Here is a 20,992-nt window from a genome sequence, read left to right as displayed (position 1 = left end):
CGGCGGTGCTTGCCTGGTCCCATGCGGGGGAGTGAGAGCCGGCACGGGAGCGGTGCCGGAGGAGTCGGCGCGATCGTCGAGGGGCTGGTGGACCTGGTCCTGCCCGCGGAGTGCGTCGTGTGCGGGGAGCCGGCCACCCGGCTGTGCCCGGCGTGCCGCCGTGACCTGGAGGCGGCGCTCGCGCGGCCGCGGCGCGTGGAGGAGGGGGCGCTGGCGCTCCCGCTCGGCCCCGGCGGCGCACCCCTGCCCGTGATGGCCGCCGGGGTGTACGAGCCGCCGTTGTCCACCGCGCTCCTGGCCTTCAAGGACCACCACGCCCTGCACCTGCGTGCGCCGCTGGGGGAGGCCCTCGCCCTGGCCGCGGCGGCCCTGCGGTGCGACCCCGGCGTGCCGGACGCCGCTGCCGCCCTCCTCCTCCCCGTGCCGGGCAGCGCGGCCGGATTCCGCCGGCGCGGCTACGACCCGGTGGCGGAGCTCGCCCGTGGTCTCCCGCCGGAGTGGGTGCGCTCCGACCTCGTGATGGCGCCCCGGGGCGCGCTCACGGCCCTGCCGAGCTGGGCGGGCGGTGCGCCGCAGCATGCGGGATCCGGCGCCACGCAGCGCCGCCGCCGTTCCCGCCGCTGGCGGCCGATGCCCGGTCGCGTGCCCGCGGGGACGCCGGTGCTCCTGGTGGACGACGTGGTCACCACCGGAGCCACCCTCAGGGCGCTCGCCGCGGCCGCGTGGGAGGCCGGCGCCCGGCCCGTGGGAGCGGTGGTGGTGGCCGGGGTGGAGCCGGGGCGGCGGGGGACCACGACGAGACCTGGACCGTGAGGCGCGTCACGAATCCACTGGAATGCGGGAGCCCCGCGGCGTAAGGTGGCGGGCACGGAACCGGTTCCCCGGTTCCCGTCCCGCCGGCGGCTGGAAGGAGGTCTCCCCTCTGACCGGTCGCCGACCTGCAGGGTCGGGAGGCGGTCCGAGAGGTCGTCCACCCCTTCTGCGCGGCGGGGCGTCTGTGACTGTCGGACCAGGAGGACGCCATGACCATGGATGTCAGCTACATCGCCCACGACCTCAAGCTCACGGACGGGTTCCGCGAGCATGTGGCGGAGCGAGCGGCACGGCTGGAGCCGCTGGCCGGCGACGCCACCCAGCTCGAGGTGAAGGTCACCAAGTCCTCGCACCACCGACACTCCGAGGAGTCCGTGACCGTGGAGCTCACCGTGCGCGGGCCGCGGGACGTGATCCGGGCCGAGTCCTCGGCGGACGACAAGCTCGCCGCCTTCGACCTGGCCTGCGGGCGACTCGCCGAGCGCCTGCGCCGCCTGCGCGACCGTCGCAAGGACCGCCGGACGGGCCGCGGCGCGGCGTCCTCCCGCGGTGCCGGGGAGGTGGCCTTCGTCCCGCCGCTGCCCGCGACCGGAGCGGACCTTCCGGCCGCCGGCGCGGACGCCGCCGACGACGGCGAGCCCCAGCCCGGCACGCCCGTGCGGATCCGCGAGAAGGCGTTCCCCGCCACCCCGATGGGCGTGGACGAGGCGGTGGACGCCATGGAGCTGGTGGGCCACGACTTCTACCTCTTCCAGAACGCGGAGACCGGCGTCCCCTCCGTGGTCTACCGCCGCCGCGGGTGGAGCTACGGCGTCATCCGCCTCGACGAGTCCCTGCCGGCCGACCACGTGGCCGGCCAGAGGGTCCAGGAGCGGGAGTACCAGGCCTCCGCCGACTGAGCACGGGCACCCCGGCGGCAGGCACGTCGTCGCCGGGGTGCTCCGCGGACTGCCCCGTGCGCCGCGGCACCCGCGCCACCGAGCGGGCGCCGCGGCGCGTCCGGGCTCGGACCGTAGACTGTCGCAGAAGACCGCGCATCGGCCGGCCGAGGGGGCGCTCCCCGCGTGCTCGGCCACACCGCTAGGGAGCAGAGGAACCAGTGCCTTCGATCATCGACCGCGTCCTGAAGATCTCCGACAACCGTGTGCTCTCGCGCATGAGGGGGACGGTGGACGCCGTGAACCTGCTCGAGGAGGACTTCCGAGCGCTCAGCGATGCCGAGCTCCGCGCCGAGACGGACGCGCTCAAGGCGCGGCACGCGGACGGCGAGTCCCTGGACCTGCTGCTGCCGGAGGCGTTCGCCGCCGTCCGGGAGGCCTCGGGACGCACCCTCGGCCAGCGGCACTACGACGTGCAGCTCCTCGGCGGCGTCGCCCTGCACCGTGGCAACATCGCGGAGATGAAGACCGGCGAGGGCAAGACCCTCGTGGCCACCGCGCCGGCCTTCCTGAACGCCCTGACCGGCAAGGGCGTCCACGTCATCACCGTGAACGACTTCCTGGCGTCCTACCAGGCGGACCTCATGGGCCGCGTGTTCCGCTTCCTCGGCATGGAGACCGGCGTGATCCTCTCCGGCCAGGACCCGGCCACGCGCCGCGCGCAGTACAACGCGGACATCACGTACGGCACGAACAACGAGTTCGGGTTCGACTACCTGCGGGACAACATGGCCTGGTCCCTCGACGAGCTGGTCCAGCGCGGCCACCACTACGCGATCGTGGACGAGGTGGACTCGATCCTCATCGACGAGGCCCGCACGCCGCTGATCATCTCCGGGCCCGCCCAGGGCGAGGCCAACCGGTGGTACGCGGAGTTCGCCCGCGTGGTGCGGCGCCTCGAGGAGGGCACCCACTACGAGGTGGACCACAAGAAGAAGACGGTGGGCATCCTCGAGCCGGGCATCGAGGCCGTGGAAGACCACCTCGGCATCGTGAACCTCTACGAGTCCCAGAACACCACCCTCATCCAGTTCCTGAACAACGCCGTGAAGGCCAAGGAGCTGTTCAAGCGGGACAAGGACTACGTGGTGCTGGACGGCGAGGTCCAGATCGTCGACGAGCACACCGGCCGCGTGCTCGCGGGCCGACGCTACAACGAGGGCGTCCACCAGGCGATCGAGGCCAAGGAGGGCGTGGAGGTCAAGCCCGAGAACCAGACGCTGGCCACCGTGACGCTGCAGAACTACTTTCGCGGCTACGACAAGCTCTCCGGCATGACCGGCACCGCGGAGACCGAGGCCGCCGAGTTCACGTCCACCTACGGCCTGGGCGTCGTGGTGATCCCCCCGAACAGGCCGAAGCAGCGCGTTGACCGCAACGATCTCGTGTACAAGAACGAGAAGGTCAAGTTCGACGCCGTCGTCAAGGACATCGTCGAGCGCCACGCCGCCCGGCAGCCCGTGCTCGTGGGCACCACGTCCGTGGAGAAGTCCGAGTACCTCTCCACGCTCCTGGCCAAGGAGGGCATCCGCCATGAGGTGCTCAACGCGAAGAACCACGCGCGCGAGGCCGCGATCGTCGCGCAGGCCGGCCGCCCGGGCGCGGTCACCGTGGCCACCAACATGGCCGGCCGCGGCACCGACATCATGCTCGGCGGCAACGCCGAGTTCGCGGCCGTGGCCCGCATGCAGGAGCTCGGCCTCGACGCCACCGAGCATCCGGAGGAGTACGAGGCCCGCTGGCCCGCCGTGCTCGAGGAGGCGACGGCGGCCGTCCGGGAGGACCACGACGCCGTGATCGAGGCCGGGGGCCTCTACGTGCTCGGGACCGAGCGCCACGACTCCCGCCGCATCGACAACCAGCTGCGCGGCCGCTCCGGCCGTCAGGGCGACCCGGGCGAGTCCCGCTTCTACCTGTCCCTGACGGACGAGCTGATGCGCAACTTCAACCCGGGCGCGGCGCAGCGGATCATGAACAGCTCCTCCATCCCGGACGACATGGCCCTCGAGTTCAAGATGGTCTCCGCGGCCATCCAGAACGCGCAGACCCAGGTGGAGGGCCGCAACGCGGAGCAGCGCAAGAACGTCCTCAAGTACGACGACGTGATGAACCGCCAGCGTGAGGCCATCTACGCGGACCGCCGCTCCATCCTCGAGGGCGAGGACCTCGCGGCGCGGGTGCGCCAGTTCGTGGAGGACGCCGTCGGCGGCATCGTGGACGCCGCCACCCAGCACGGCCACCCCACGGAGTGGGACCTGGACGCCCTGTGGGCGGACCTCGCCCAGCTCTACCCGGTGGGCATCAGCCAGGAGGACGTGCTCGCCGAGACCGGCGGACGGGGCCGCCTCAAGGCCACGACCCTGCGCCGCGAGCTGGTCTCCGACGCCCTGCTGGCCTACGAGGATCGCGAGGCGCAGGTGGGCTCCGAGGCGCTGCGCGAGGCCGAGCGGCGCGTCGTGCTCTCCGTGATCGGGCGCAAGTGGCAGGAGCACCTCTACGAGATGGACTACCTCAAGGAGGGCATCGGCCTGCGCGCGATGGCCCAGCGAGAGCCGCTGGTGGAGTACCAGCGCGAGGGCTACACCCTGTTCCAGGCGATGCTCGCCGCGATCCGCGAGGAGTCCGTCCGCACCCTCTTCCAGGCGCAGATCTCCGCCGCCCCGGCCCCGACGAGCCTGCCGGGGATCAAGGACGCCCGCGCGGCCACCATGACGCCGCAGATCAGCGTGGAGGGCGTGGACGCCCCGCGGCAGCCCGCGCAGCTGCGCCTGAGCGGTCCCTCGGAGGACGGCACGGCCACGGCCACCCAGGTGACCACGGAGTCCGGGGCCACTGTGGAGGCCGGCACGAACCGCCGGTCCCGCCGCGCCGCCCAGCGACGCGAACGCCGCGACTGACGGGGCGGGCCGGCGTCAGCCCATCTCGACCGTGGTCACCTTCCACCGGCTGAGACGGCGCTCGAGACGAAGGGCGAAGGCCCGGGCGCGCCCGTCGGTGAACACCGTGGCGCTGGCCTCGATCCGGCCGGGGGCGACCTCGCACACCCGTGCGCCCACCGGTCGGGGCGGCGGCGTGCCGGTGCCGCGCGTCGCCGGAGACGAGGCGAGCAGCTCCAGCCGCCGTGCGACCTTGTCGTAGACCTCCGGGGAGAGCCAGCCGGCGAGCTCGCGCAGCGGACGCCGACCCGCCTCCACCTCGACGCACGCGACGGCGACGACCGCGACGAGCGACCTGGCGCGACGCAGCTCCTCACGTCCCTGCTCCGCGGCGGCCCGCCGCGCCAGCTCCTCCGTGCCGGGCAGTGCGGAGGGCCGGCGGGCAGGGCCGTGCAGCAGGCTCTCCTGGCCAGGGCGGCCCTGCCCTCGGACGGGTGGTGCGGACGACGGGCGGGACATGGCGACGGGCGGGCGGGCGGCGGCGAGAGCGGTCATGGGATCCTCCGGGAGGCTGAGGGCAGGGGGACGGCGGGCGGAATGGTCGAGACGGGTGCCGGGGTCGGAGTGGACCGCGCGTGTCATCGGCGGGCTCCGCCGGCCTCGGGGACATGGGGGGAGAAGACCGGGGCCACCAGCACGGTGCCCGGCAGGATCAGGTGGGGGTCGTCGCCGATGACCGCCCGATTGGCCCGGTACCACTCACGCCAGCGCAGGTCGACCTCGCGCAGCGTCGCGTCCGGGCCGAGCTCCTCCTCGGCGATGTCCCACAGGCAGTCCCCGGACCGCACGGTCACCGTGGGCCGATCCTGCGTCGGCCGCTCCGCGGAGCCGGGCGGGGCAGGGGCGGGGGAGCGCGGCATCCAGCCAGCGTCGGGCAGCGGTCCGGGGACCGTGCCGATTCGAGGCGTGGGGCTCGGTGCGGCTGTCCACGACGCATCGGCGAGCGCCGCCGCCGTGGCGGGGGCCGGCGCGGGTGCGGCCCAGGCGGCGGGGGCACCGATGAGGTGGAGCCCCAGGACGGCGCAGGCCGCCCGCCGCATCACGGCGGGGGCCATGCGGGAGCCGATCCGGGTGAGCCCGCGGTGGCCCGCGCGCTCACCGAACGCCATGAGGGCGATGCCGAGCGCGCCGAGACACCACCACAGGAGGAGGAGGGCACCGGCGCCCCCGGCCGCGAGGCCGAGGGCGTGCGTCAGCTGAGGGCCGGGGCCGTGCGGAGCGGACGCCGTCAACGTGGCGGCCGAGAGGAGCAGGACGGGCCCCGAGAGGGTCAGCAGGACGGTCCCCGCCACGTCGGTGCGCGTCGCGGACCCCGCTGTGTGGGCGGCGTGATGGTCAAGGATGTGCGGCATGGTCCCCTCCAGGCCTGGTGCGGTGCCGGCCCCGTGGCCGGTGTCGCTTGACGATCCATAGTCAAACCTGGTCCCGTTCGATTGTCAATGGTGTCCTTTGATGTCGTTTGCTGTCGTTTGCTGTCGTTCGGTGACGTGGCGACGTCGGACGGACGGCGCACCTCATCCCGCCGCTGCCGCACCCCTAGGCTGGCGGCATGCGGTGGGACGGACTGTTCGAGGACATCGAGGCGCGCTGGGCAGACCTCGGGTGGCAGGGCACGGTGGCCGAGGCCGCCGAGCTCACGCGCGCGGAGTGGGCCGGGATCACGCTGGCGGACCGGCTCCGCGGCGCCCGCGGCGCGGACCTCCGCGTGCACCTCGTGGGGGGACAGGCCCTCCACGTCCGGGTGCGGACCGTGGGGCGGACGTGGTTCGGCGTCGACCTGACCGGAGGCGGCTCCGCCGTCGTGCGGACGGCCGCGGTGGCGGCCGTCGAGGGGTCGCTGGGCGCCGCCGTCCCCGAGCCTGCCGGCGTGGCCGGCGAGATCGGGCTGGCGGCGGTGCTGCGCGGCGTGGCGCGTTCGCGTGCCGCCGTCACGGTGGTCGGCCTGCGGGGCGATGTGATCGTGGAGGGGACGGTGGACCGGGTCGGCGCGGACCACCTGGACATCGCCCGCCACGCCCGCGACGAGGCGCGCCGCCGCGGAGCGGTGCGGGGCGTGCTCGTGGTGCCGTTCTCCGCGGTCGGGCTCGTGCGGGGCGCGGAGGGGCTGGAGTGAGGACGGGACCGACGGGCCGGCTCAGCGCACGTCCGCGTCCATGTCCGTTCCGGACTCCGCCCACTCCCGCACGCGGGCCTGCGTGCGCTCCATCTGGCGCTGGATGAACTCGTCCAGCCAGGACTGCTCGATCCGCCACTGGCCGCGGCCTCCGACCTGGATGGCCTGGAGCTCGCCGCTGCGCACGAGCGCGCGAGCCTGCCCGGCCGAGACGTTGAGGACCTCGGCCACGTCCGTCAGGGTCAGAAAGCGCTGCACGATGCTCCTCCACGGTCGTCGCCCCGGAGCTCCGAGGCGGGCGGACGCGGTCGGGGTCGCGACCGCGTCGTCGTCCCCCATTGAATCGTGTCCGGGACGGCTCCGGACACTTTTCCACACCCAGGCGCCAGGCATGGGATCCCGCGCCGTCGGTGGATACCCTGGTGCCAGCGCGGGGCGGGGGAGGCACCGACGGGGTGCTCGGGCCCGCGCGGCCCCTCGCCGGGCCCGTCCTGAAGGGGGACCCACCGTGTCCATGCACGTCAACGCGCCGGCCGAGGGCACGCGACTGCGTCGTCCGCGGTGGCGGGATCCGCGTCTGATCGTCGGGCTCGTGCTGGTGCTCGTCTCGGTCGCGGGGGTCGTCGCCCTGGTCTCCGCCTCCCAGCGCACCCAGTCGTACTGGGCGGCCACGCGGGACATCGTCCCCGGAGCCCCCGTCGAGGCGGAGCAGTTCGCGCCCGCGGAGGCCAACCTCGGCGACGCCGGGCACCTCTACCTGCGCGCAGACGGGCCGCCGCCCGCGGGCCGCGTGGCGTCGGGGACCGTGCGGGCGGGCGAGCTGGTGCCGCTGCGCCTGCTCGGAGAGGTCGACCCCCAGCGTCGCCGGCCCGTCGGGGTGGAGCTCGACGAGCCGCTGCCGGACGGCGTCGGGGTCGGTGACCGGGTGGACGTGTGGGTCGCCGCGCCGGTGGAGGGCGGCCGCGGTCACGCGGACCCGCAGCGGCTCGCGGAGGGGATCGAGATCATCGAGCTCGCCGAGGACCAGGGCGCCCTGGGGGGAGGACCCACCGCACGCGTGCAGCTCATGGTGGACGAGGACGTGCTGCCGCGCCTGCTCGACGCGAAGGTCACGGACGCCCGCATCACGGTGGTCCCCGCCCTCGGGGCGGCCTGATCGTGCGGATCTCCCTGGCCGTCACCGTGGCGCCCGGCACGGACCTCATCGGGGTCCTCGAACGCAGTCAGAGGGAGGTCACGGTCCTGCGTCGCGCCGCCGACCTCGCCGAGCTGATCGCGGCCGCACGCTCCGGCATGGTGGACGCCGTGCTGGTGGCCGGTGGATCGGACGAGCTGACCCGCGCGTTCCTGGACGAGCTCGAGGCGGCCCCGCGGCCCGTGGGCATCGTGGCCCTGAGCGACATCCGCTCCGAGCGGGTCCGCCTCCGCGGGCTCGGCGTGCCGTGCCTGCGCGCCGACGCCGCGCCCCTCGAGCTGGCCCGCGCGATCCAGGACGCGGCGCGCGCCGCCGCACTGGGGGTGCAGCCCACGGCCGGCCTGGCCGAGGAGGAGTCGGATGGAGTGGAGGCCCTCGTGGACTCCGTGGACGCCGTCCCCGGCACCGTGGAGGTCGACACCGGATCCCTCCCGGTGGGCGTCGATCCCACGGCGCGCTGGGATCTCGCAGGGCAGCCCGTGCCGGACTCCGCGTTCTCCGAGGTGTGGGGCGGCCCCGCGCCGGACACCGGCGAGGGTGCCGCCACGACGGACGGCGGTGCGGCCCTCACGGTGCTGACCGAGGACGTGGGGGACGATGCGCCGAAGGCGGCGACGGACGACGGCGGCCCGGGCGACGGTGCGTCGGGACGGGGGCCGAGTCGGGTCGTCGTGGTCTGGGGACCCACGGGCGCCCCGGGCCGCACCACCGTCGCGGTGAACGTGGCGGCCGAGCTGGCGCTCACGGGGCTGGCCACCCTCCTGGTAGACCTGGACACCTACGGACCGGCCGTCGGCGCACATCTGGGCTTGGCCGACGAGACGGCGGGCGTGTCCCGGGCTGCACGACGGGCGGACCGTGAGCGCATCACGGCCGCCGACCTCGTGGAGGCCGCCGTGCGCGTCCGTGTGGCCGGCGCGGAGATGGACGTGCTCACGGGCTTGTCCCGGCCGGACCGCTGGCCGGAGGTGCGGGGCTCGGCCGTCGAGCGCATCCTGGGCGCGGCACGCGAGCACTGGGACCGCGTGGTCGTGGACGTGGGCTTCAGCCTCGAGGAGGACGAGGAGCTCTCCTTCGACGTCCCCGCCCCACAGCGCAACGCCGCCACGCTCGCCGCGCTCGGCGCCGCAGACCGGGTGCTGGCGGTGGGGACGGCGGACGCCGTGGGCCTCCCGCGGCTCATCCGAGGGGTCGAGGCGCTCGGCCGCACGGTGACCGCCGAGGGCATCGGCGTGGTGGTGAACCGCACGCGGGCCGGGGCGTCCGGGGTGTCGCCGCGGGCCCAGGTGAGCTCGGTCTGGGCGCGCTACGGACCTCCCGTGCCCGTGGCCGCGTTCCTTCCGTGGGACCCGGGCGCCGCGGACCGTGCACTGCTGGGCGGGCAGGTGCTCGCCGAGGCGGCCCCGTCCAGCCCCCTGCGCCGGGCCGTCGCGTCCCTCGCGCGCAGGGAGGGGGCCGTGCCGCCGGGGGACGGGCGCCGTCGGCGGCGGGCGACGCGGTCGGGCACGGAGGACGACGCTGCCGCAGGGCGGCGGGGGAGCGGCCGTAGGCTGGTCCCATGGTCAGCACTCTCGCGTCGGACCCCCTGAACTCGCACCCCGACCTGGGGGAGCAGGAGCGCTCCTGGCTGCAGATGCTTGTGGGGGACTGGCAGCTCGTCGCCGACCTCGGCCTCGCCGACCTCGTCCTCTGGTACCCCGTGCCGCACACCGAGCCGGCCGGCGGCTACGTGGCCGTGGCCCAGGTGCGTCCCTTCACGGCCCCCACGCTGTTCCAGCGCGACATCGTCGGCTCTCGGGTCCGCGCCGACCTGCGTGCCCTCGTGGACCGGGTGTGGCGGGCCGACGCCCCGGGCGAGGGCGTGGAGCCCGTGGTCGCTCCTGGCGGCACCCTCCAGGTGCGGCTGTGGCCCGTGGTCCGCGAGGGGCGGGTAATCGGCGTGGTCAGCGCCCACGCGGACCCGAACAGCCGGCCCGCCCGCTCGGCGATCGAGGAGAACTACGGCGCTGCCGCGGACCAGCTGCTCGACATGATGCAGCATGGCCGCTGGCCCGACCCGGAGGATCCGCCGGCCTTCTGGATCGGGGGAACCCCGCGCGTCGGCGACGGGCTCGTGGTGCTGGGCGCGGACTCGCGGGCGCGCTTCACGAGCCCGAACGCGGTCTCGGCCCTGCGACGCCTCGGCGTGACCGCACCGCTGCTCGGGCGTGCGCTCACGGACATCCTGCTGAGCACCGCCGCGGCTCGGCGTCCCGTGGAGGAGGGCGCGTGGTCCATCCTCGGCGGCCGGCGGGCCGGGCGCACCGAGGTGCAGGCCGGCGGCGCCACCCTGACGGTGCGCAGTGTCCCCCTGCGTGGCGGTGACGGCTGGACGGGCGCGCTCCTCATGCTCCGCGACGTCACTGAGCTCCGCCGTCAGGAGCAGCGTCTCGTGAGCAAGGACGCCACGATCCGCGAGATCCACCACCGCGTGAAGAACAACCTGCAGACCGTGGGCTCGCTGCTGCGGATCCAGGCCAGGCGGATGGACTCCACTGAGGCCGGGCGTGCACTGCGTCAGGCGATGCAGCGCGTGGACACCATCGCGCTCGTGCATCAGACGCTCAGCGAGGAGATCGACGGCCACATCCCCGTGGACGGCCTCCTGCAGCGGCAGTTCCGGCTCGCGGTGGAGGTGGCGGGCGACGGCCGGCCGCTCGCCACGGAGGTGACGGGGGAGTTCGGCGAGCTCCCGACGCACGTGGCCACGCCGCTGGCCCTCGTGCTCAACGAGCTGGCCACGAACGCGGTGGAGCATGGGACCGGGCCGGGCGGGGGGCACGTCGCGCTGCGCGCGCGTCAGGAGGACACGCCCTCGGGCCGTGTCCTGGTGGTCACGGTGGAGGACGGCGGAACAGGGGCTCCCCTCGAGGGGGAGGCGGGCGACTTCCAGCCGGCGCCGACGTCGTCGGGGCTCGGGCTGCGGATCGTGCAGACGCTGGTGGAGGGGGACCTGCGGGGCGCCATCCGCTGGGAGCGGCGCCCCGACGGCGGCACGCGTGTCAGCGTGCGGGTGCCAGCGTCCTGACGCCGCGTCGGCGGGTCAGGACGCGCGGCGCGCGCGGGCGGCCCGGCGCTTCATGGCCCGGCGCTCGTCCTCGCTCATGCCGCCCCAGACGCCGGAGTCCTGGCCGGACTCCATGGCCCACTTGAGGCACGTGTCGATCACGTCGCACGTGCGGCACACGGCCTTGGCCTCCTCGATCTGGAGGAGGGCCGGGCCGGTGTTGCCCACCGGGAAGAAGAGCTCCGGGTCCTTGTCGAGACACGCGGCCTTGCTGCGCCAATCCATGGGGATGCTCGCTTTCTGTCTAGTGTCCCGGGTCCGTCGTGGGTCCCCGGGGAGTCGTGGCCGCGGCCTGGAGTGGGCGCTCGGGGCTCCACGGGCTCTGGGCCGGGCCCCGGGGCGTGCACGACCCGGTCATCAGAACGGGGACCGAGTCTTGGCGATTCGGCCCCCGTCGATTGCATTGGGAACAATCCTCGCACGGGGCCCCAGTGTGAACAAGAGGTGAATGACAACGATCACAGGCCGCGAGGGTGAGTCGTTCGTCACCTCGGCGACCGGCATCCGCGGCCGGGAGCGCGTAGCGTGGAGCCGGCCGCGCGCACCGCTGCCGACCGCCCATCGTCGTCTCGACCACCCGAAGGGGAGTCCGCCATGGCCCCGTCCCGTCGCCGCCCGCCCGCGGCCGTCCTGCTGGTGGCGGGCGTGCTCGCCGCCCAGTCGATCGCCCTGCTGTGGCTCGCCGTGGACGCCCTGGCCCACGTGGGCGGCGGCGTCCTGCCGTCCGGAGCCCAGGTGTTCCTCGCGGTGCTCTACCTGCTGCTCGGGGTGTGGGTCGGCGCCGCCGCCGTGGCCATGGTGCGCGGGCGTGCCTGGAGTCGGGGCGCCACCACCGCGGTGCAGCTGTTCGCCGTGCTGCTCTCGTGGTGGCTCATCAGCATGGGCGCCGCACCGCTGGGGGCGGGGCTGCTGGTGCTCTCCGGCGCCGCCCTCATCGCGCTGTTCACGGGTCCGGTCACCCGGCACCTCTCACCCGCCTCCGATGGGACGCCCGCCGGCGCGGACCGCCGCTGAGGGGTCAGCCGGCACGGACCCGGGCTCCGGGACGACGACGGGCCGCCGCCTCCGAGGGAGGCGGCGGCCCGTCTGTGGCGGGCGCGGTCAGTTGACCGGGCCGGTGAGCTTCTCGCCCGGGCCCTTGCCCGGCGCGTCCGGGAAGGGGGAGGCCTCGCGGAAGGCGAGCTGCAGGGAGCGCAGGCCGTCGCGGAGCGGGCCGGCGTGCTGACTGCCGATCTCGGAGGCGGCGGACACCACGAGGCCGGCGAGGGCCGTGATGAGCTTGCGGGCCTCGTCGAGGTCGATGAGCTCTCGCGCGTCCGGGCTGTCGGCGAGTCCCACCTTCACGGCGGCGGCGGTCATGAGGTGCACGGCCGTGGTGGTGATGACCTCCACGGCGGGGACCTCGTGGATGTCGCGGATCTCGGCCGGCGCGCCGGCGTCCTGCGGGGCCTGGGGGTGACGTTCATCGGTCATGGTGGTAAGCTTCCCACAGACCACTCCCGGTCTGCGCACGCAGCAGTCTGGCCCACGGGCCCGGCGCCGCGGCGTCAGCCCCGGGAGGACAAGTGGAGGCCTCCTCCCACCCGCGTCAGCAGCATGTCCGGCACCACCGGGCCGAGTTGCCGGGTCACCGATCGGTCCGCCGGGTGCATCACGCCCGTCGCGTCCCGTTGTCGAGGGTCCCGTCCGTCGGGATCGCGTCGAGGCCTCCGTCTGCGTCACCGCAGGGGAGGCCTTCTCTCGTTTCAGAGGCCCGTCCTGTCGCGCCGCGCGGAGTCCACCCCGTCGTCTCAACACAGGAGTAGCGCCATCAGCGATCCCCGCATCAACGAGCGTATTCGCGTTCCGGAAGTCCGCCTCGTCGGCCCGAACGGCGAGCAGGCCGGCATCGTCCGCATCGAGGACGCACTGCGGCTCGCGGCCGAGGCCGACCTCGACCTCGTGGAGGTGGCCCCCACGGCCAAGCCTCCGGTGTGCAAGCTGATGGACTTCGGCAAGTACAAGTACGAGGCCGCCGTGAAGGCCCGTGAATCGCGCAAGAACCAGGTGAACACGGTCCTCAAGGAGGTCCGCTTCCGCCTGAAGATCGACACGCACGACTACGAGACGAAGACCGGCCACGCCAAGAAGTTCCTGGGCCAGGGTGACAAGGTGAAGGCCATCATCCAGTTCCGCGGCCGCGAGCAGCAGCGCCCGGAGCTCGGCATCAAGCTCCTGCACAAGTTCGCGGAGGACGTTGCGGACCTGGGCAGCGTCGAGTCGCAGCCGCGCCAGGACGGTCGCAACATGGTCATGGTCATCGGCCCGCACAAGACCAAGGCGGAGGCCCGCGCCGAGCAGCGCAAGGACTCCGGCGAGGGTCATCGCGAGCGTGCCGACGGCGGCTCGCGCCGTGACCAGGCCGTCCGTGAGGCGCGTGCCGCCGCGGAGAAGAAGGCCAAGGAGAACGCCGCGCCCGTCTCGAACTCGGTGGGCGACGCGTTCCCGGAGGAGCTGCGCCGTCTCGCGGCCGAGCCGCGCACCACCCCGTCGGCTCCCGCGGTGGAGGCCCCCGAGGCCGCGGCGTCGCAGGCGCCCTCCGAGTCCGTGAAGGCCCCCGCGCCGCAGGCCCGCCCGGCGGCCCAGGAGCGGCCCGCCCGCCCGCAGGCGGCTCCGCGTCCGCAGTCCGCGCCCCGCTCGGCCGCGCCCCGCTCGGCCGAGCCGCGGCGCGGCGCCGCGCCGACCTCGGAGTCCGCTCCGCGCCCCGCGGCCCAGCCGAGCGCCCCGGCACCGGCCACCCAGCCGGCGTCGGCGCCGAAGCCCGCCGCCGCCCCCAAGCCCGTCGCGGCCCCGAAGCCCGGTGCCCCCAAGCCGGGCGCCGGTCGGCCGATGCCCACCCCGCCCAAGCCCGGCGCCCCGCGTGGCGGTGCGCCGAAGCCGGGCGCCAAGGGGGCCTGAGCGTCGACGTCGGCCCTCGGGCCGTCCCAGTCCAGCCCATCCCGCACGGGATGGGTGAGCACAGCACTGCCGCACCACCCGCGTCCGGCAGCTGAAGAACGAAGGAGAACGGCAGCCATGCCGAAGATGAAGACCCACAGCGGTGCCAAGAAGCGCTTCCGCGTGACCGGCTCCGGCAAGATCATGCGCCAGCAGGCCAACCGCCGCCACTACCTGGAGCACAAGTCCTCGCGCCTGACCCGCCGCCTCGCCGGCGACAAGGTCGTCTCCAAGGGCAGCATCAAGACCATCAAGCGGATGCTCGGCATCTGATCACCCCCGTCCGGCCCTGTGCCGGGCACCCTCCCGCCGACGTGCTCTCGGACGCACCGGCGGGGCATCACAGATAGGAGTCGCACGTGGCACGTGTGAAGCGGGCAGTGAACGCCCACAAGAAGCGTCGGACCATGCTGGACCGCGCGTCCGGCTACCGCGGTCAGCGGTCTCGCCTGTACCGCAAGGCGAAGGAGCAGCTGCTCCACTCGTTCACCTACAACTACCAGCACCGTCACAAGCGCAAGGGCGACTTCCGTCGCCTGTGGATCACCCGCATCAACGCGGCCGCCCGCGCCAACGGCATGACCTACAACCGCTTCATGCAGGGCCTGAAGCTGGCCGGCGTCGAGGTCGACCGCCGCATGCTGGCCGAGATCGCCGTCTCGGACGCCGCCACCTTCACCGCCCTGGTGAAGACCGCGCGCGCCGCGCTGCCCGCGGACGTGAACGCCCCGGCCGCCGGCCGCTGAGCCGACACGGAGCGCGCGTCGCGCGGTTCGCGCGCGAACGTGAGCACCACGCCGATGGGGGCGGGCCGATTCCGGCCCGCCCCCATCGGCGTCCCCGCCCCTGCCCCACCCCGAAGGAGCCCCCGCATGACCCCGGACGCCGCCCTGCTGGCCAATCCCCGGGCGGACCGCGTCCGTGCCGTGGCCGCACTGGCCACCCGTTCCGCCCGACGCCGCACGGGCACGTTCCTCGTGGAGGGCCCCCAGGGGTGCCGCGAAGCCCTGCGCGCCCACCTGGGCGAGGGGCCGGCGCCCGTCGAGCAATGGCCCGCCGGCCACGTCCTGGTGCAGGTGTTCGTGGGGGAGGGGCTCGCCGAGCGCGACCCGGACCTTGCCGCACTGGTGGGGCGCCTGACCGACGTGCCCGTGCGCACGGCCACGGCCGAGGTGCTCGGCGCGATGTCGGATGCGGTGACGGCACAGGGGATCGTGGCGGTGGCCCGGATCCCCGAGGAGCGCTCGGCGTCGGCCGTGCTGGAGGGCGCCCGCCTGGCCGCGGTGCTCTGCCGGGTGCAGGACCCTGGCAACGCGGGGACCGTCCTGCGGGCCGCGGACGCCGCGGGCGCGGACGCCGTGGTCCTCACCCCGGGCTCCGTGGACCCCTTCAACCCTAAGGTGGTGCGGTCCACCGCGGGATCGCTCTTCCACGTGCCGTTGGCGGTCGGCGTGCCGGTGGGAGAGGCGGCGGAGCGGGCGCGGGCCGCGGGCCTGCAGGTGTGGGCGGCCGACGGCTATGCGCCGGACCGCCTGGACACGCTGCCCCGTGACATCACGGGCGGGCCCACGGCGTGGCTGTTCGGCAACGAGGCCCAGGGCCTGGACGACGAGGAGATGTCCCGGGCCGACCGTCGCGTGGCGGTGCCGCTGTACGGGGCGGCCGAGTCCCTGAACGTGGGCACGGCCGCCACGGTGTGCCTCTACGCCTCCGCGATGGCGGCTCCGCGCGACGGAGACGCCCGGGCCGACCGGGCCTGACCTCGGGACCCGGCGGACGCGGGAGGCCCGCGATGCGGGCATGCGAAAGGGGTGGGAGACCGGGTGTCCGGTCTCCCACCCCTTTCAGGCGGTGCGTGTCAGATCGCGAGAATCAGACGCGGGTGCCGCGGCCCATGCGGCCGGCGACGGCCTGCCAGATGGCGGCAACGATGACGCCGCCCAGGATCGCGAAGATCCAGGTGGTCAGGGAGAAGAACTCCTGGTTGGGGTTGAAGCCCAGGAGCTGGCCGATCCAGCCGCCGAGGAGGGCGCCGAGGACGCCGGTGATGAGCGCGCCGATCCAGCCCGAGCCCTGCGAGCCGGGGAGGATCATGCGGGCGATGGCGCCGGCGATGAGGCCGAGGATGATCCAAGCAATGAAGCCCATGATGAAGACCTTTCGATGGTGGGACGTGCACTTGTGTGACGCCGTTACGCCTGCGACTGTATCAACCCCTATGGGGGTATGTCACCCGCTGACAACCGATCAATGCGGTGACCCGACTCTCATTTTCCCGATGCGGAAATCCGTCTGCGGCTCACCAGGATCAGGGAAAGTGCCAGTCCGAGCGCCGCGATCCCCGCGCCGATCGTGGGCGGGACCTGCAGGGATGCCCCCGCGCCGATCGCCGTCGCCCCCACCCAGGCGCCCATCGCGTTGGCCATGTTCAGCGCGGAGTGATTGAGGGACCCGGCCAGCTGCGGGGCGGACGGCGCGGAGTCCACCAGCAGCACCTGGAGGGCCGGGGCGATGCCGGAGCCGGTCACCGCCACCAGGAAGAGGAACACGATCATGACGGGCAGCCACGAGGCGGTGAGGCCGACACCGAGCAGCGCCACCGCGCTCGCCGCGAAGCTCACGCGCAGGGTCAGCACGGGGTCGCGGTCGGTGAGGGCGCCGCCCACGAGCGTCCCGACCACCATGCCCACGCCGTAGAGCGCCAGGACGGCGGGGACCCACCGCGGATCCAGCCCCGCGACCCGGGTCAGGAGCGGGGTGATGTAGGTGTAGAGGGCGAACATCCCCGCGAACCCGATCACCCCGACGGCGACGGTCGCCCACAGCCGCGGGGAGGCCAGGCCACGGACCTCGTTCGCCACGGACGAGCCCGGCGGGGCGGGCACCGGAGGCACGAGGAACGCGGTCGCCGCGATGCAGCCGACGGCGCAGATCGCCACGATCACGAACATCCAGCGCCAGCCGGACGCCTGGCCCACGGCCGTGGCCAGGGGCACCCCGATCACGTTGGCCACCGAGAGCCCCGCCATGACCCATGCGATCGCCTGGCCGCGCCGGGCGGGGCCGGCGAGGTCCGCGGCCGCGAGGGCGGCGGCGGAGAAGAACGCACCGTGGGGCAGGCCCGAGACGAAGCGCGCGAGCATCATGGTGGTGATGTCCGGGGCCAGCAGGGAGGCCGCGTGGCCGATCGCGAAGAGGGCCATGAGCAGCATGCTCGTGAGCCGGCGGTCCATGCGCGCGCACGCGGCGGCCAGGACGGGGGCGCCCACGACCACGCCGAGGGCGTACATGGAGATGAGCACGCCACCGGTCTCCAGTCCCACGCCGAGGTCGTCGACCGCCTGCGGCAGGAGCCCCATCATCGCGAACTCAGTGGTGCCGATCGCGAAGCTGCCGAGGGCGAGCGCCAGGATCGCGGGGAGCAGGCGCGCGGGGCGGCGCCGCACGAGGGCGTCGGGCCCGGAGGGGGTGGGGGAGTCGGGAGAGGGGGTCAGCACCGCTCAAGCCTACGGAGTGCACCGGGCGGGTCGCCGCCGCTGGCTAGGGTGGCCACATGACCTCCGACACATCGCACGCCACGCCCACCGTGCCGCCCCCGCTGCCGAGGCGGACGGTGGTGGGTGTCGCCCTCCTCGACGACGCCGCGGCCCCGCGCGTCCTCCTGGCGGCCCGCCGCAGCGCCCCCGCGTCCCTGGCCGGGCTGTGGGAGTTCCCGGGCGGCAAGGTCGAGCCGGGGGAGTCGGACCGCGAGGCGCTACTGCGCGAGGTCCGGGAGGAGCTCGGCGCGCGCGTGCGGCTGGGCGCGGAGGTGGCGGCCCCGGAGACGATCGGATGGAAGCTGGCCGACGGCGCCCGGATGCGCGTGTTCTACGGCGTCCTCGAGGAGGGATCGGCCGAACCGGCGGCCCTGCAGGACCATGACCGGCTCGCGTGGACGCCCCTGACCGCCGAGGACCTCCACGCCCACCCGTGGATCCCCGCCGACCGGCCGATCGTGGACGCCGTGCTGGCGCAGCTGGAGGACGCCTTCGCCTGACCGCGGCGGCCGCCGCTCTCAGAAGAGCGCGGGCTGCGCCTCCGCGAGGTCCGAGCGACCCGCCGTCGGCCCGGGACGCCCCGTCCGCCGCGGCGCGGGAGCGGGGGAGCCGTCCGGGCGCGGGCCGTCGTCGCGCCGCACGCCGTGCGCGCCGTGGCGGCCGAGCCCGTGCCGCCGGGCGGCCTCGGCCGCGGACCGCGCGAGCGTGCGGCGGTAGGCGGCCGGGGCATACGAGGACCGGGCGTACATCTGGCGGTACCCCTCCAGCAGATGGGGATGGTCCCGCTCGATCCACGCGAGGTACCACTCCCGGGCGCCGGGACGCAGGTGGAGGGCGCCGGCCAGCGCGTGGGCGGCGCCCGCTCCGGAGACCGCCCGCATGAGCGCGTCGATCTGCCCCTCCGAGTCCGTCAGCCACGGCAACAGGGGCATGGCCATGACGGTGACCTCGGCCCCGGCGGAGGCGAGCTGCTCGATGAGGCGCAGCCGCGCGGCCGGGGACGGCGTCCCCGGCTCCACCGCCGCCGCCACGGACGGGTCCAGGACCGCCAGGGAGAGGGAGACCTGCACGGGCACGGACCGGGAGGCGGCACGCAGCAGCGGGACGTCCCGAGCGAGCAGGGTGCCCTTGGTGAGCACGGAGAACGGGGTGCCCGAGTCCGCGAGCGCGGCGATGATCCCGGGCATGAGCCGGTACCGGCCCTCAGCGCGCTGGTAGGGGTCCGTGTTGGTGCCCAGCGCCACGCTCTGGCGGCCCCACGTGGGCCGCGCGAGCTCCCGGCGCAGCACCTCGGGGGCGTTCACCTTCACCACGATCTGCCGGTCGAAGTCCGCCCCGGCGTCCAGGTTCAGGAACGAGTGCGTGCTGCGGGCGTAGCAGTACCGGCACGCGTGGGTGCAGCCGCGGTACGGGTTCACGGTCCAGCGGAACGGCATGGCCGAGGACTCCGGGACGGAGTTCAGCACGCTCTTGGCCAGGACCTCGTGGAACGTGATGCCCGCGAACTCGGGCGTGGTGATGCTCCGCTGCAGGTCCGAGAGCGGGAGCAGAGCGGGGGCTCCGGCCGGTGTGCCGTCCTCCGCCTGCTCGGATCCGCCCTCGGACCGCAGGGTCTGCGCTTCCCATCGCATGACCTCAGTAGAACACATGTTCGAATGCCATCGCAAGCATGTTCGAGTCCTCCTCGCGCCTACCCTGGGCGCATGACCGTCCACGCCACCCCCGTCCGCGTCCTCCTCACGGGCTTCGAGCCCTTCGGCGGGGACGCCCACAACCCCTCGATCGCCGCCGCGCGCGCCGCCGTCAGCCTCCTTTCGGCGCAGGGGGTGAGCGCGCACGCCGTCGAGCTGCCGTGCGTGTTCGCCGCGGCCGGGCCCGCGCTGGCCGCCGCACTGGAGGAGACGCGCCCGGAGGCCGTGGTCGCCGTCGGGCTGGCGGGCGGCACCGGGTCCGTGCGCGTGGAGCGCGTGGCCGTGAACCTGCAGGACGCCCGCATTCCCGACAACGCGGGGGACCAGCCGGTGGACCGGCCCGTGCGGCCCGGCGGCCCGGCCGCGCACTTCGCCACGCTGCCCGTCAAGCGCGCCGTCGCCCGCATCCGCGCGGCCGGCGTGCCCGCAGAGCCCTCGCTCTCGGCGGGCGCCTTCGTGTGCAACCACGTCATGTACGCGCTGCTCGACGCCCCGGGGACGGCGCGCGCCGCCGGGTTCGTGCACGTGCCGTGGGACCTCGAGCACCGGCCGACGGCGGACGCACCCGGGCTGCCGGCCGCCGACCTCGCACGCGCCGTGGCGGAGGCCGCGTTGGCCGCGCTCGACGGCGGCGCGGATCTGACCGTCCCCGGCGGCACCCTGCACTGAGGGACGCTCCGTCCGCGTCCGCGCCCGCGCCCGCGCCCGCGCCCGCGCACCGTTCCGCCCGGCCCCGATCCGCCTGACCCGGCCGCCGCTCAGCCGCGTCGCCCGAGCGGCCGGAGCGTGAGCGTGCGGATCACGGGCCGCTCCACGTAGCCGCCGCGCACCAGCCCGGCGCCACGCTCGAACGCGTTGCGGGAGGCCGGGTCGCCCGTGCGCCAGGAGGACCACGCCGCCGCGAGCGCGTAGGCCGGCAGGAACGGCAGCCCGAGGCACGCCGCGTACTGCGCCGCGTGGGCGCCCTCGTGCCGCCACAGCTCCGGTGTCATCCGCAGGCCGGGCCGGGTGAACACCACGTCGCCCACCGTGAACGCGGCCCCACCCGGGAAGGGGGCCGTCCACCCGCGCGCCTCGACGAGGCCCAGGGGACCCGGCCGCAGCTCGCAGCGCGCGACGACGGCGCCCACGAGTCCCAGGGGCGTGGACAGGTTCACGAGGTTCCACAGGCCGCGGGCCCGGGCGGCCCTCATCGGTCGGACCCCTCGGCCGCGGCCCGGCCCGGCTCCGGCACCGCGAAGTACAGGTGCGCGTGGGCCGAGCAGCCGGGGTTGAAGCCCGCCCCGCACGAGGGGCACGCCGGCGAGGCGGGGGAGGCGCCGCCGTCGCCGTCCGGGGAGGCGGCCATGGCCGCGCGATACGCGTGGACGCTCAGCTCGGCGCGGCACACTCCGCACAGGACGTGCGGCCGGTCGAAGTCCGTGGCCGGTACGGGGACGGCCGGGTGGCCGGCGAGCTCGGCGTGGCACCGGTGGCAGGGCCAGTAGGCGTCGCAGCACGCGAAGCGCATCGCGACGACGTCGCGGGGGCTCGCGTAGTGGGCGCACCGGGTCTGCCCGTCCACGGCGACCCCGCGGACGGGCACGGACGGCGGGACGGGGGCGTCGGTCATGCCGCTCAGCGTAGAGGTGTCCGTCCCCACCCGGACACTAGACTGGGCCCGCCCCCATCAGCCAGCACGCGAAGGT

At 74.7% G+C, this 20,992-nt stretch carries 24 protein-coding genes; 14 read left to right on the top strand and 10 right to left on the bottom strand.

Annotated elements, in window-relative coordinates:
* Nucleotides 1-21: 21 nt before the first annotated feature.
* From NJC10_RS09640 to secA, 3 genes are all read left to right on the top strand, one after another.
* Complete coding sequence (locus NJC10_RS09640) at nt 22-813, top strand: ComF family protein (RefSeq protein WP_319076238.1); 792 nt, start codon at nt 22-24, stop codon at nt 811-813.
* Between the two features lie 209 nt (nt 814-1,022).
* A complete protein-coding gene (gene hpf / locus NJC10_RS09635; RefSeq protein WP_248117171.1) occupies nt 1,023-1,712 on the top strand; it encodes a ribosome hibernation-promoting factor, HPF/YfiA family in 690 nt (229 codons plus the stop codon).
* A gap of 200 nt (nt 1,713-1,912) precedes the next feature.
* Entirely contained in the window at nt 1,913-4,648 is a 2,736-nt protein-coding gene (gene secA / locus NJC10_RS09630) for a preprotein translocase subunit SecA (protein WP_298713777.1), read from the top strand.
* A 15-nt stretch (nt 4,649-4,663) separates the two neighbouring features.
* On the opposite strand, the gene NJC10_RS09625 is transcribed toward secA, so the two are convergent.
* Both NJC10_RS09625 and NJC10_RS09620 read right to left on the bottom strand, forming a co-directional pair.
* Nucleotides 4,664-5,182: an Rv3235 family protein gene (locus tag NJC10_RS09625; protein ID WP_319076237.1), complete on the bottom strand. Its 519-nt coding sequence runs from the start codon at nt 5,180-5,182 to the stop codon at nt 4,664-4,666.
* Between the two features lie 83 nt (nt 5,183-5,265).
* On the bottom strand, nt 5,266-6,039 hold the full coding sequence (locus tag NJC10_RS09620) for a hypothetical protein (RefSeq protein WP_319076236.1): 774 nt from the start codon (nt 6,037-6,039) through the stop codon (nt 5,266-5,268).
* 197 nt (nt 6,040-6,236) lie between these two features.
* Between NJC10_RS09620 and NJC10_RS09615 the strand changes: the two genes are divergently transcribed.
* Complete coding sequence (locus NJC10_RS09615; RefSeq protein ID WP_248117162.1) at nt 6,237-6,800, top strand: hypothetical protein; 564 nt, start codon at nt 6,237-6,239, stop codon at nt 6,798-6,800.
* 21 nt (nt 6,801-6,821) lie between these two features.
* Here NJC10_RS09615 and NJC10_RS09610 read toward each other — a convergent pair whose 3' ends face one another.
* Nucleotides 6,822-7,058, bottom strand: a complete 237-nt coding sequence (locus NJC10_RS09610; RefSeq protein ID WP_248117160.1) for a helix-turn-helix domain-containing protein — start codon at nt 7,056-7,058, stop codon at nt 6,822-6,824.
* Nucleotides 7,059-7,314: 256 nt separating this feature from the next.
* On the opposite strand from NJC10_RS09610, the gene NJC10_RS09605 reads away from it, so the two are divergent.
* The 3 genes from NJC10_RS09605 to NJC10_RS09595 are packed head-to-tail and all read left to right on the top strand — an operon-like array spanning nt 7,315 to nt 11,062.
* Nucleotides 7,315-7,956, top strand: a complete 642-nt coding sequence (locus tag NJC10_RS09605; protein ID WP_319076301.1) for a flagellar biosynthesis protein FlgA — start codon at nt 7,315-7,317, stop codon at nt 7,954-7,956.
* A gap of 2 nt (nt 7,957-7,958) precedes the next feature.
* Nucleotides 7,959-9,584, top strand: coding sequence for an ATPase (locus NJC10_RS09600; protein ID WP_319076235.1), 1,626 nt, complete (start codon nt 7,959-7,961; stop codon nt 9,582-9,584).
* Nucleotides 9,554-11,062, top strand: coding sequence for a sensor histidine kinase (locus NJC10_RS09595; protein ID WP_319076234.1), 1,509 nt, complete (start codon nt 9,554-9,556; stop codon nt 11,060-11,062). Before NJC10_RS09600 ends, NJC10_RS09595 begins: the two co-directional genes overlap by 31 nt.
* A 15-nt stretch (nt 11,063-11,077) precedes the next feature.
* On the opposite strand, the gene NJC10_RS09590 is transcribed toward NJC10_RS09595, so the two are convergent.
* Nucleotides 11,078-11,326: a WhiB family transcriptional regulator gene (locus tag NJC10_RS09590; RefSeq protein ID WP_248117155.1), complete on the bottom strand. Its 249-nt coding sequence runs from the start codon at nt 11,324-11,326 to the stop codon at nt 11,078-11,080.
* 369 nt (nt 11,327-11,695) lie between these two features.
* Here NJC10_RS09590 and NJC10_RS09585 point away from each other — a divergent pair, with 369 nt between their 5' ends.
* Nucleotides 11,696-12,115 (top strand): hypothetical protein, encoded by a 420-nt coding sequence (locus tag NJC10_RS09585; RefSeq protein WP_298713762.1) that lies wholly within the window; start codon nt 11,696-11,698, stop codon nt 12,113-12,115.
* A gap of 87 nt (nt 12,116-12,202) precedes the next feature.
* On the opposite strand, the gene NJC10_RS09580 is transcribed toward NJC10_RS09585, so the two are convergent.
* Nucleotides 12,203-12,574: a DUF1844 domain-containing protein gene (locus tag NJC10_RS09580; protein ID WP_319076233.1), complete on the bottom strand. Its 372-nt coding sequence runs from the start codon at nt 12,572-12,574 to the stop codon at nt 12,203-12,205.
* A 285-nt stretch (nt 12,575-12,859) separates the two neighbouring features.
* On the opposite strand from NJC10_RS09580, the gene infC reads away from it, so the two are divergent.
* The 4 genes from infC to NJC10_RS09560 all read left to right on the top strand — a co-directional run bounded on the left by infC (nt 12,860) and on the right by NJC10_RS09560 (nt 15,837).
* The gene (infC, locus tag NJC10_RS09575; RefSeq protein WP_319076299.1) at nt 12,860-14,038 is read left to right on the top strand and encodes a translation initiation factor IF-3; all 1,179 of its coding nucleotides are present in this window, start codon (nt 12,860-12,862) and stop codon (nt 14,036-14,038) included.
* 117 nt (nt 14,039-14,155) lie between these two features.
* Nucleotides 14,156-14,350, top strand: a complete 195-nt coding sequence (gene rpmI / locus NJC10_RS09570) for a 50S ribosomal protein L35 (protein WP_248117147.1) — start codon at nt 14,156-14,158, stop codon at nt 14,348-14,350.
* Between the two features lie 86 nt (nt 14,351-14,436).
* Nucleotides 14,437-14,823, top strand: a complete 387-nt coding sequence (rplT, locus tag NJC10_RS09565; RefSeq protein WP_248117145.1) for a 50S ribosomal protein L20 — start codon at nt 14,437-14,439, stop codon at nt 14,821-14,823.
* A 126-nt stretch (nt 14,824-14,949) separates the two neighbouring features.
* Nucleotides 14,950-15,837, top strand: coding sequence for an RNA methyltransferase (locus NJC10_RS09560; RefSeq protein ID WP_319076232.1), 888 nt, complete (start codon nt 14,950-14,952; stop codon nt 15,835-15,837).
* 112 nt (nt 15,838-15,949) lie between these two features.
* Here NJC10_RS09560 and NJC10_RS09555 read toward each other — a convergent pair whose 3' ends face one another.
* A complete protein-coding gene (locus tag NJC10_RS09555) occupies nt 15,950-16,225 on the bottom strand; it encodes a GlsB/YeaQ/YmgE family stress response membrane protein (protein WP_319076231.1) in 276 nt (91 codons plus the stop codon).
* 119 nt (nt 16,226-16,344) lie between these two features.
* Nucleotides 16,345-17,574: an MFS transporter gene (locus NJC10_RS09550; protein WP_319076230.1), complete on the bottom strand. Its 1,230-nt coding sequence runs from the start codon at nt 17,572-17,574 to the stop codon at nt 16,345-16,347.
* Nucleotides 17,575-17,630: 56 nt separating this feature from the next.
* On the opposite strand from NJC10_RS09550, the gene NJC10_RS09545 reads away from it, so the two are divergent.
* Nucleotides 17,631-18,113: a (deoxy)nucleoside triphosphate pyrophosphohydrolase gene (locus NJC10_RS09545; RefSeq protein ID WP_319076229.1), complete on the top strand. Its 483-nt coding sequence runs from the start codon at nt 17,631-17,633 to the stop codon at nt 18,111-18,113.
* 18 nt (nt 18,114-18,131) lie between these two features.
* On the opposite strand, the gene NJC10_RS09540 is transcribed toward NJC10_RS09545, so the two are convergent.
* Nucleotides 18,132-19,244, bottom strand: coding sequence for an Rv2578c family radical SAM protein (locus tag NJC10_RS09540; RefSeq protein ID WP_319076228.1), 1,113 nt, complete (start codon nt 19,242-19,244; stop codon nt 18,132-18,134).
* 72 nt (nt 19,245-19,316) lie between these two features.
* Between NJC10_RS09540 and NJC10_RS09535 the strand changes: the two genes are divergently transcribed.
* Nucleotides 19,317-19,973, top strand: a complete 657-nt coding sequence (locus NJC10_RS09535; RefSeq protein ID WP_319076226.1) for a pyroglutamyl-peptidase I — start codon at nt 19,317-19,319, stop codon at nt 19,971-19,973.
* A gap of 89 nt (nt 19,974-20,062) precedes the next feature.
* Here NJC10_RS09535 and NJC10_RS09530 read toward each other — a convergent pair whose 3' ends face one another.
* Both NJC10_RS09530 and NJC10_RS09525 read right to left on the bottom strand, forming a co-directional pair.
* Nucleotides 20,063-20,497 carry a hypothetical protein gene (locus NJC10_RS09530; RefSeq protein WP_319076224.1) on the bottom strand — a complete coding sequence of 145 codons (435 nt, stop codon included), beginning with the start codon at nt 20,495-20,497 and terminating at the stop codon, nt 20,063-20,065.
* Entirely contained in the window at nt 20,494-20,916 is a 423-nt protein-coding gene (locus NJC10_RS09525) for a CHY zinc finger protein (RefSeq protein WP_319076222.1), read from the bottom strand. Before NJC10_RS09525 ends, NJC10_RS09530 begins: the two co-directional genes overlap by 4 nt.
* Nucleotides 20,917-20,992: the final 76 nt, after the last annotated feature.

It is taken from the genome of Micrococcus sp. M4NT (assembly GCF_033790745.1).
GTDB lineage: Bacteria > Actinomycetota > Actinomycetes > Actinomycetales > Micrococcaceae > Micrococcus.
This window is presented reverse-complemented; position numbering and strand designations above follow the sequence as displayed.

Coding starts and splice junctions, on each gene's coding strand:
- NJC10_RS09640 (WP_319076238.1), top strand. CDS start 22: ATGCGGGGGAGTGAGAGCCGGCACGGGAGCGGTGCCGGAGGAGTCGGC.
- hpf (WP_248117171.1), top strand. CDS start 1,023: ATGACCATGGATGTCAGCTACATCGCCCACGACCTCAAGCTCACGGAC.
- NJC10_RS09625 (WP_319076237.1), bottom strand. CDS start 5,182: ATGACCGCTCTCGCCGCCGCCCGCCCGCCCGTCGCCATGTCCCGCCCG.
- NJC10_RS09620 (WP_319076236.1), bottom strand. CDS start 6,039: ATGCCGCACATCCTTGACCATCACGCCGCCCACACAGCGGGGTCCGCG.
- NJC10_RS09615 (WP_248117162.1), top strand. CDS start 6,237: ATGCGGTGGGACGGACTGTTCGAGGACATCGAGGCGCGCTGGGCAGAC.
- NJC10_RS09605 (WP_319076301.1), top strand. CDS start 7,315: ATGCACGTCAACGCGCCGGCCGAGGGCACGCGACTGCGTCGTCCGCGG.
- NJC10_RS09595 (WP_319076234.1), top strand. CDS start 9,554: ATGGTCAGCACTCTCGCGTCGGACCCCCTGAACTCGCACCCCGACCTG.
- NJC10_RS09590 (WP_248117155.1), bottom strand. CDS start 11,326: ATGGATTGGCGCAGCAAGGCCGCGTGTCTCGACAAGGACCCGGAGCTC.
- NJC10_RS09585 (WP_298713762.1), top strand. CDS start 11,696: ATGGCCCCGTCCCGTCGCCGCCCGCCCGCGGCCGTCCTGCTGGTGGCG.
- NJC10_RS09580 (WP_319076233.1), bottom strand. CDS start 12,574: ATGACCGATGAACGTCACCCCCAGGCCCCGCAGGACGCCGGCGCGCCG.
- rpmI (WP_248117147.1), top strand. CDS start 14,156: ATGCCGAAGATGAAGACCCACAGCGGTGCCAAGAAGCGCTTCCGCGTG.
- NJC10_RS09560 (WP_319076232.1), top strand. CDS start 14,950: ATGACCCCGGACGCCGCCCTGCTGGCCAATCCCCGGGCGGACCGCGTC.
- NJC10_RS09555 (WP_319076231.1), bottom strand. CDS start 16,225: ATGGGCTTCATTGCTTGGATCATCCTCGGCCTCATCGCCGGCGCCATC.
- NJC10_RS09545 (WP_319076229.1), top strand. CDS start 17,631: ATGACCTCCGACACATCGCACGCCACGCCCACCGTGCCGCCCCCGCTG.
- NJC10_RS09540 (WP_319076228.1), bottom strand. CDS start 19,244: ATGCGATGGGAAGCGCAGACCCTGCGGTCCGAGGGCGGATCCGAGCAG.
- NJC10_RS09535 (WP_319076226.1), top strand. CDS start 19,317: ATGACCGTCCACGCCACCCCCGTCCGCGTCCTCCTCACGGGCTTCGAG.
- NJC10_RS09530 (WP_319076224.1), bottom strand. CDS start 20,497: ATGAGGGCCGCCCGGGCCCGCGGCCTGTGGAACCTCGTGAACCTGTCC.
- NJC10_RS09525 (WP_319076222.1), bottom strand. CDS start 20,916: ATGACCGACGCCCCCGTCCCGCCGTCCGTGCCCGTCCGCGGGGTCGCC.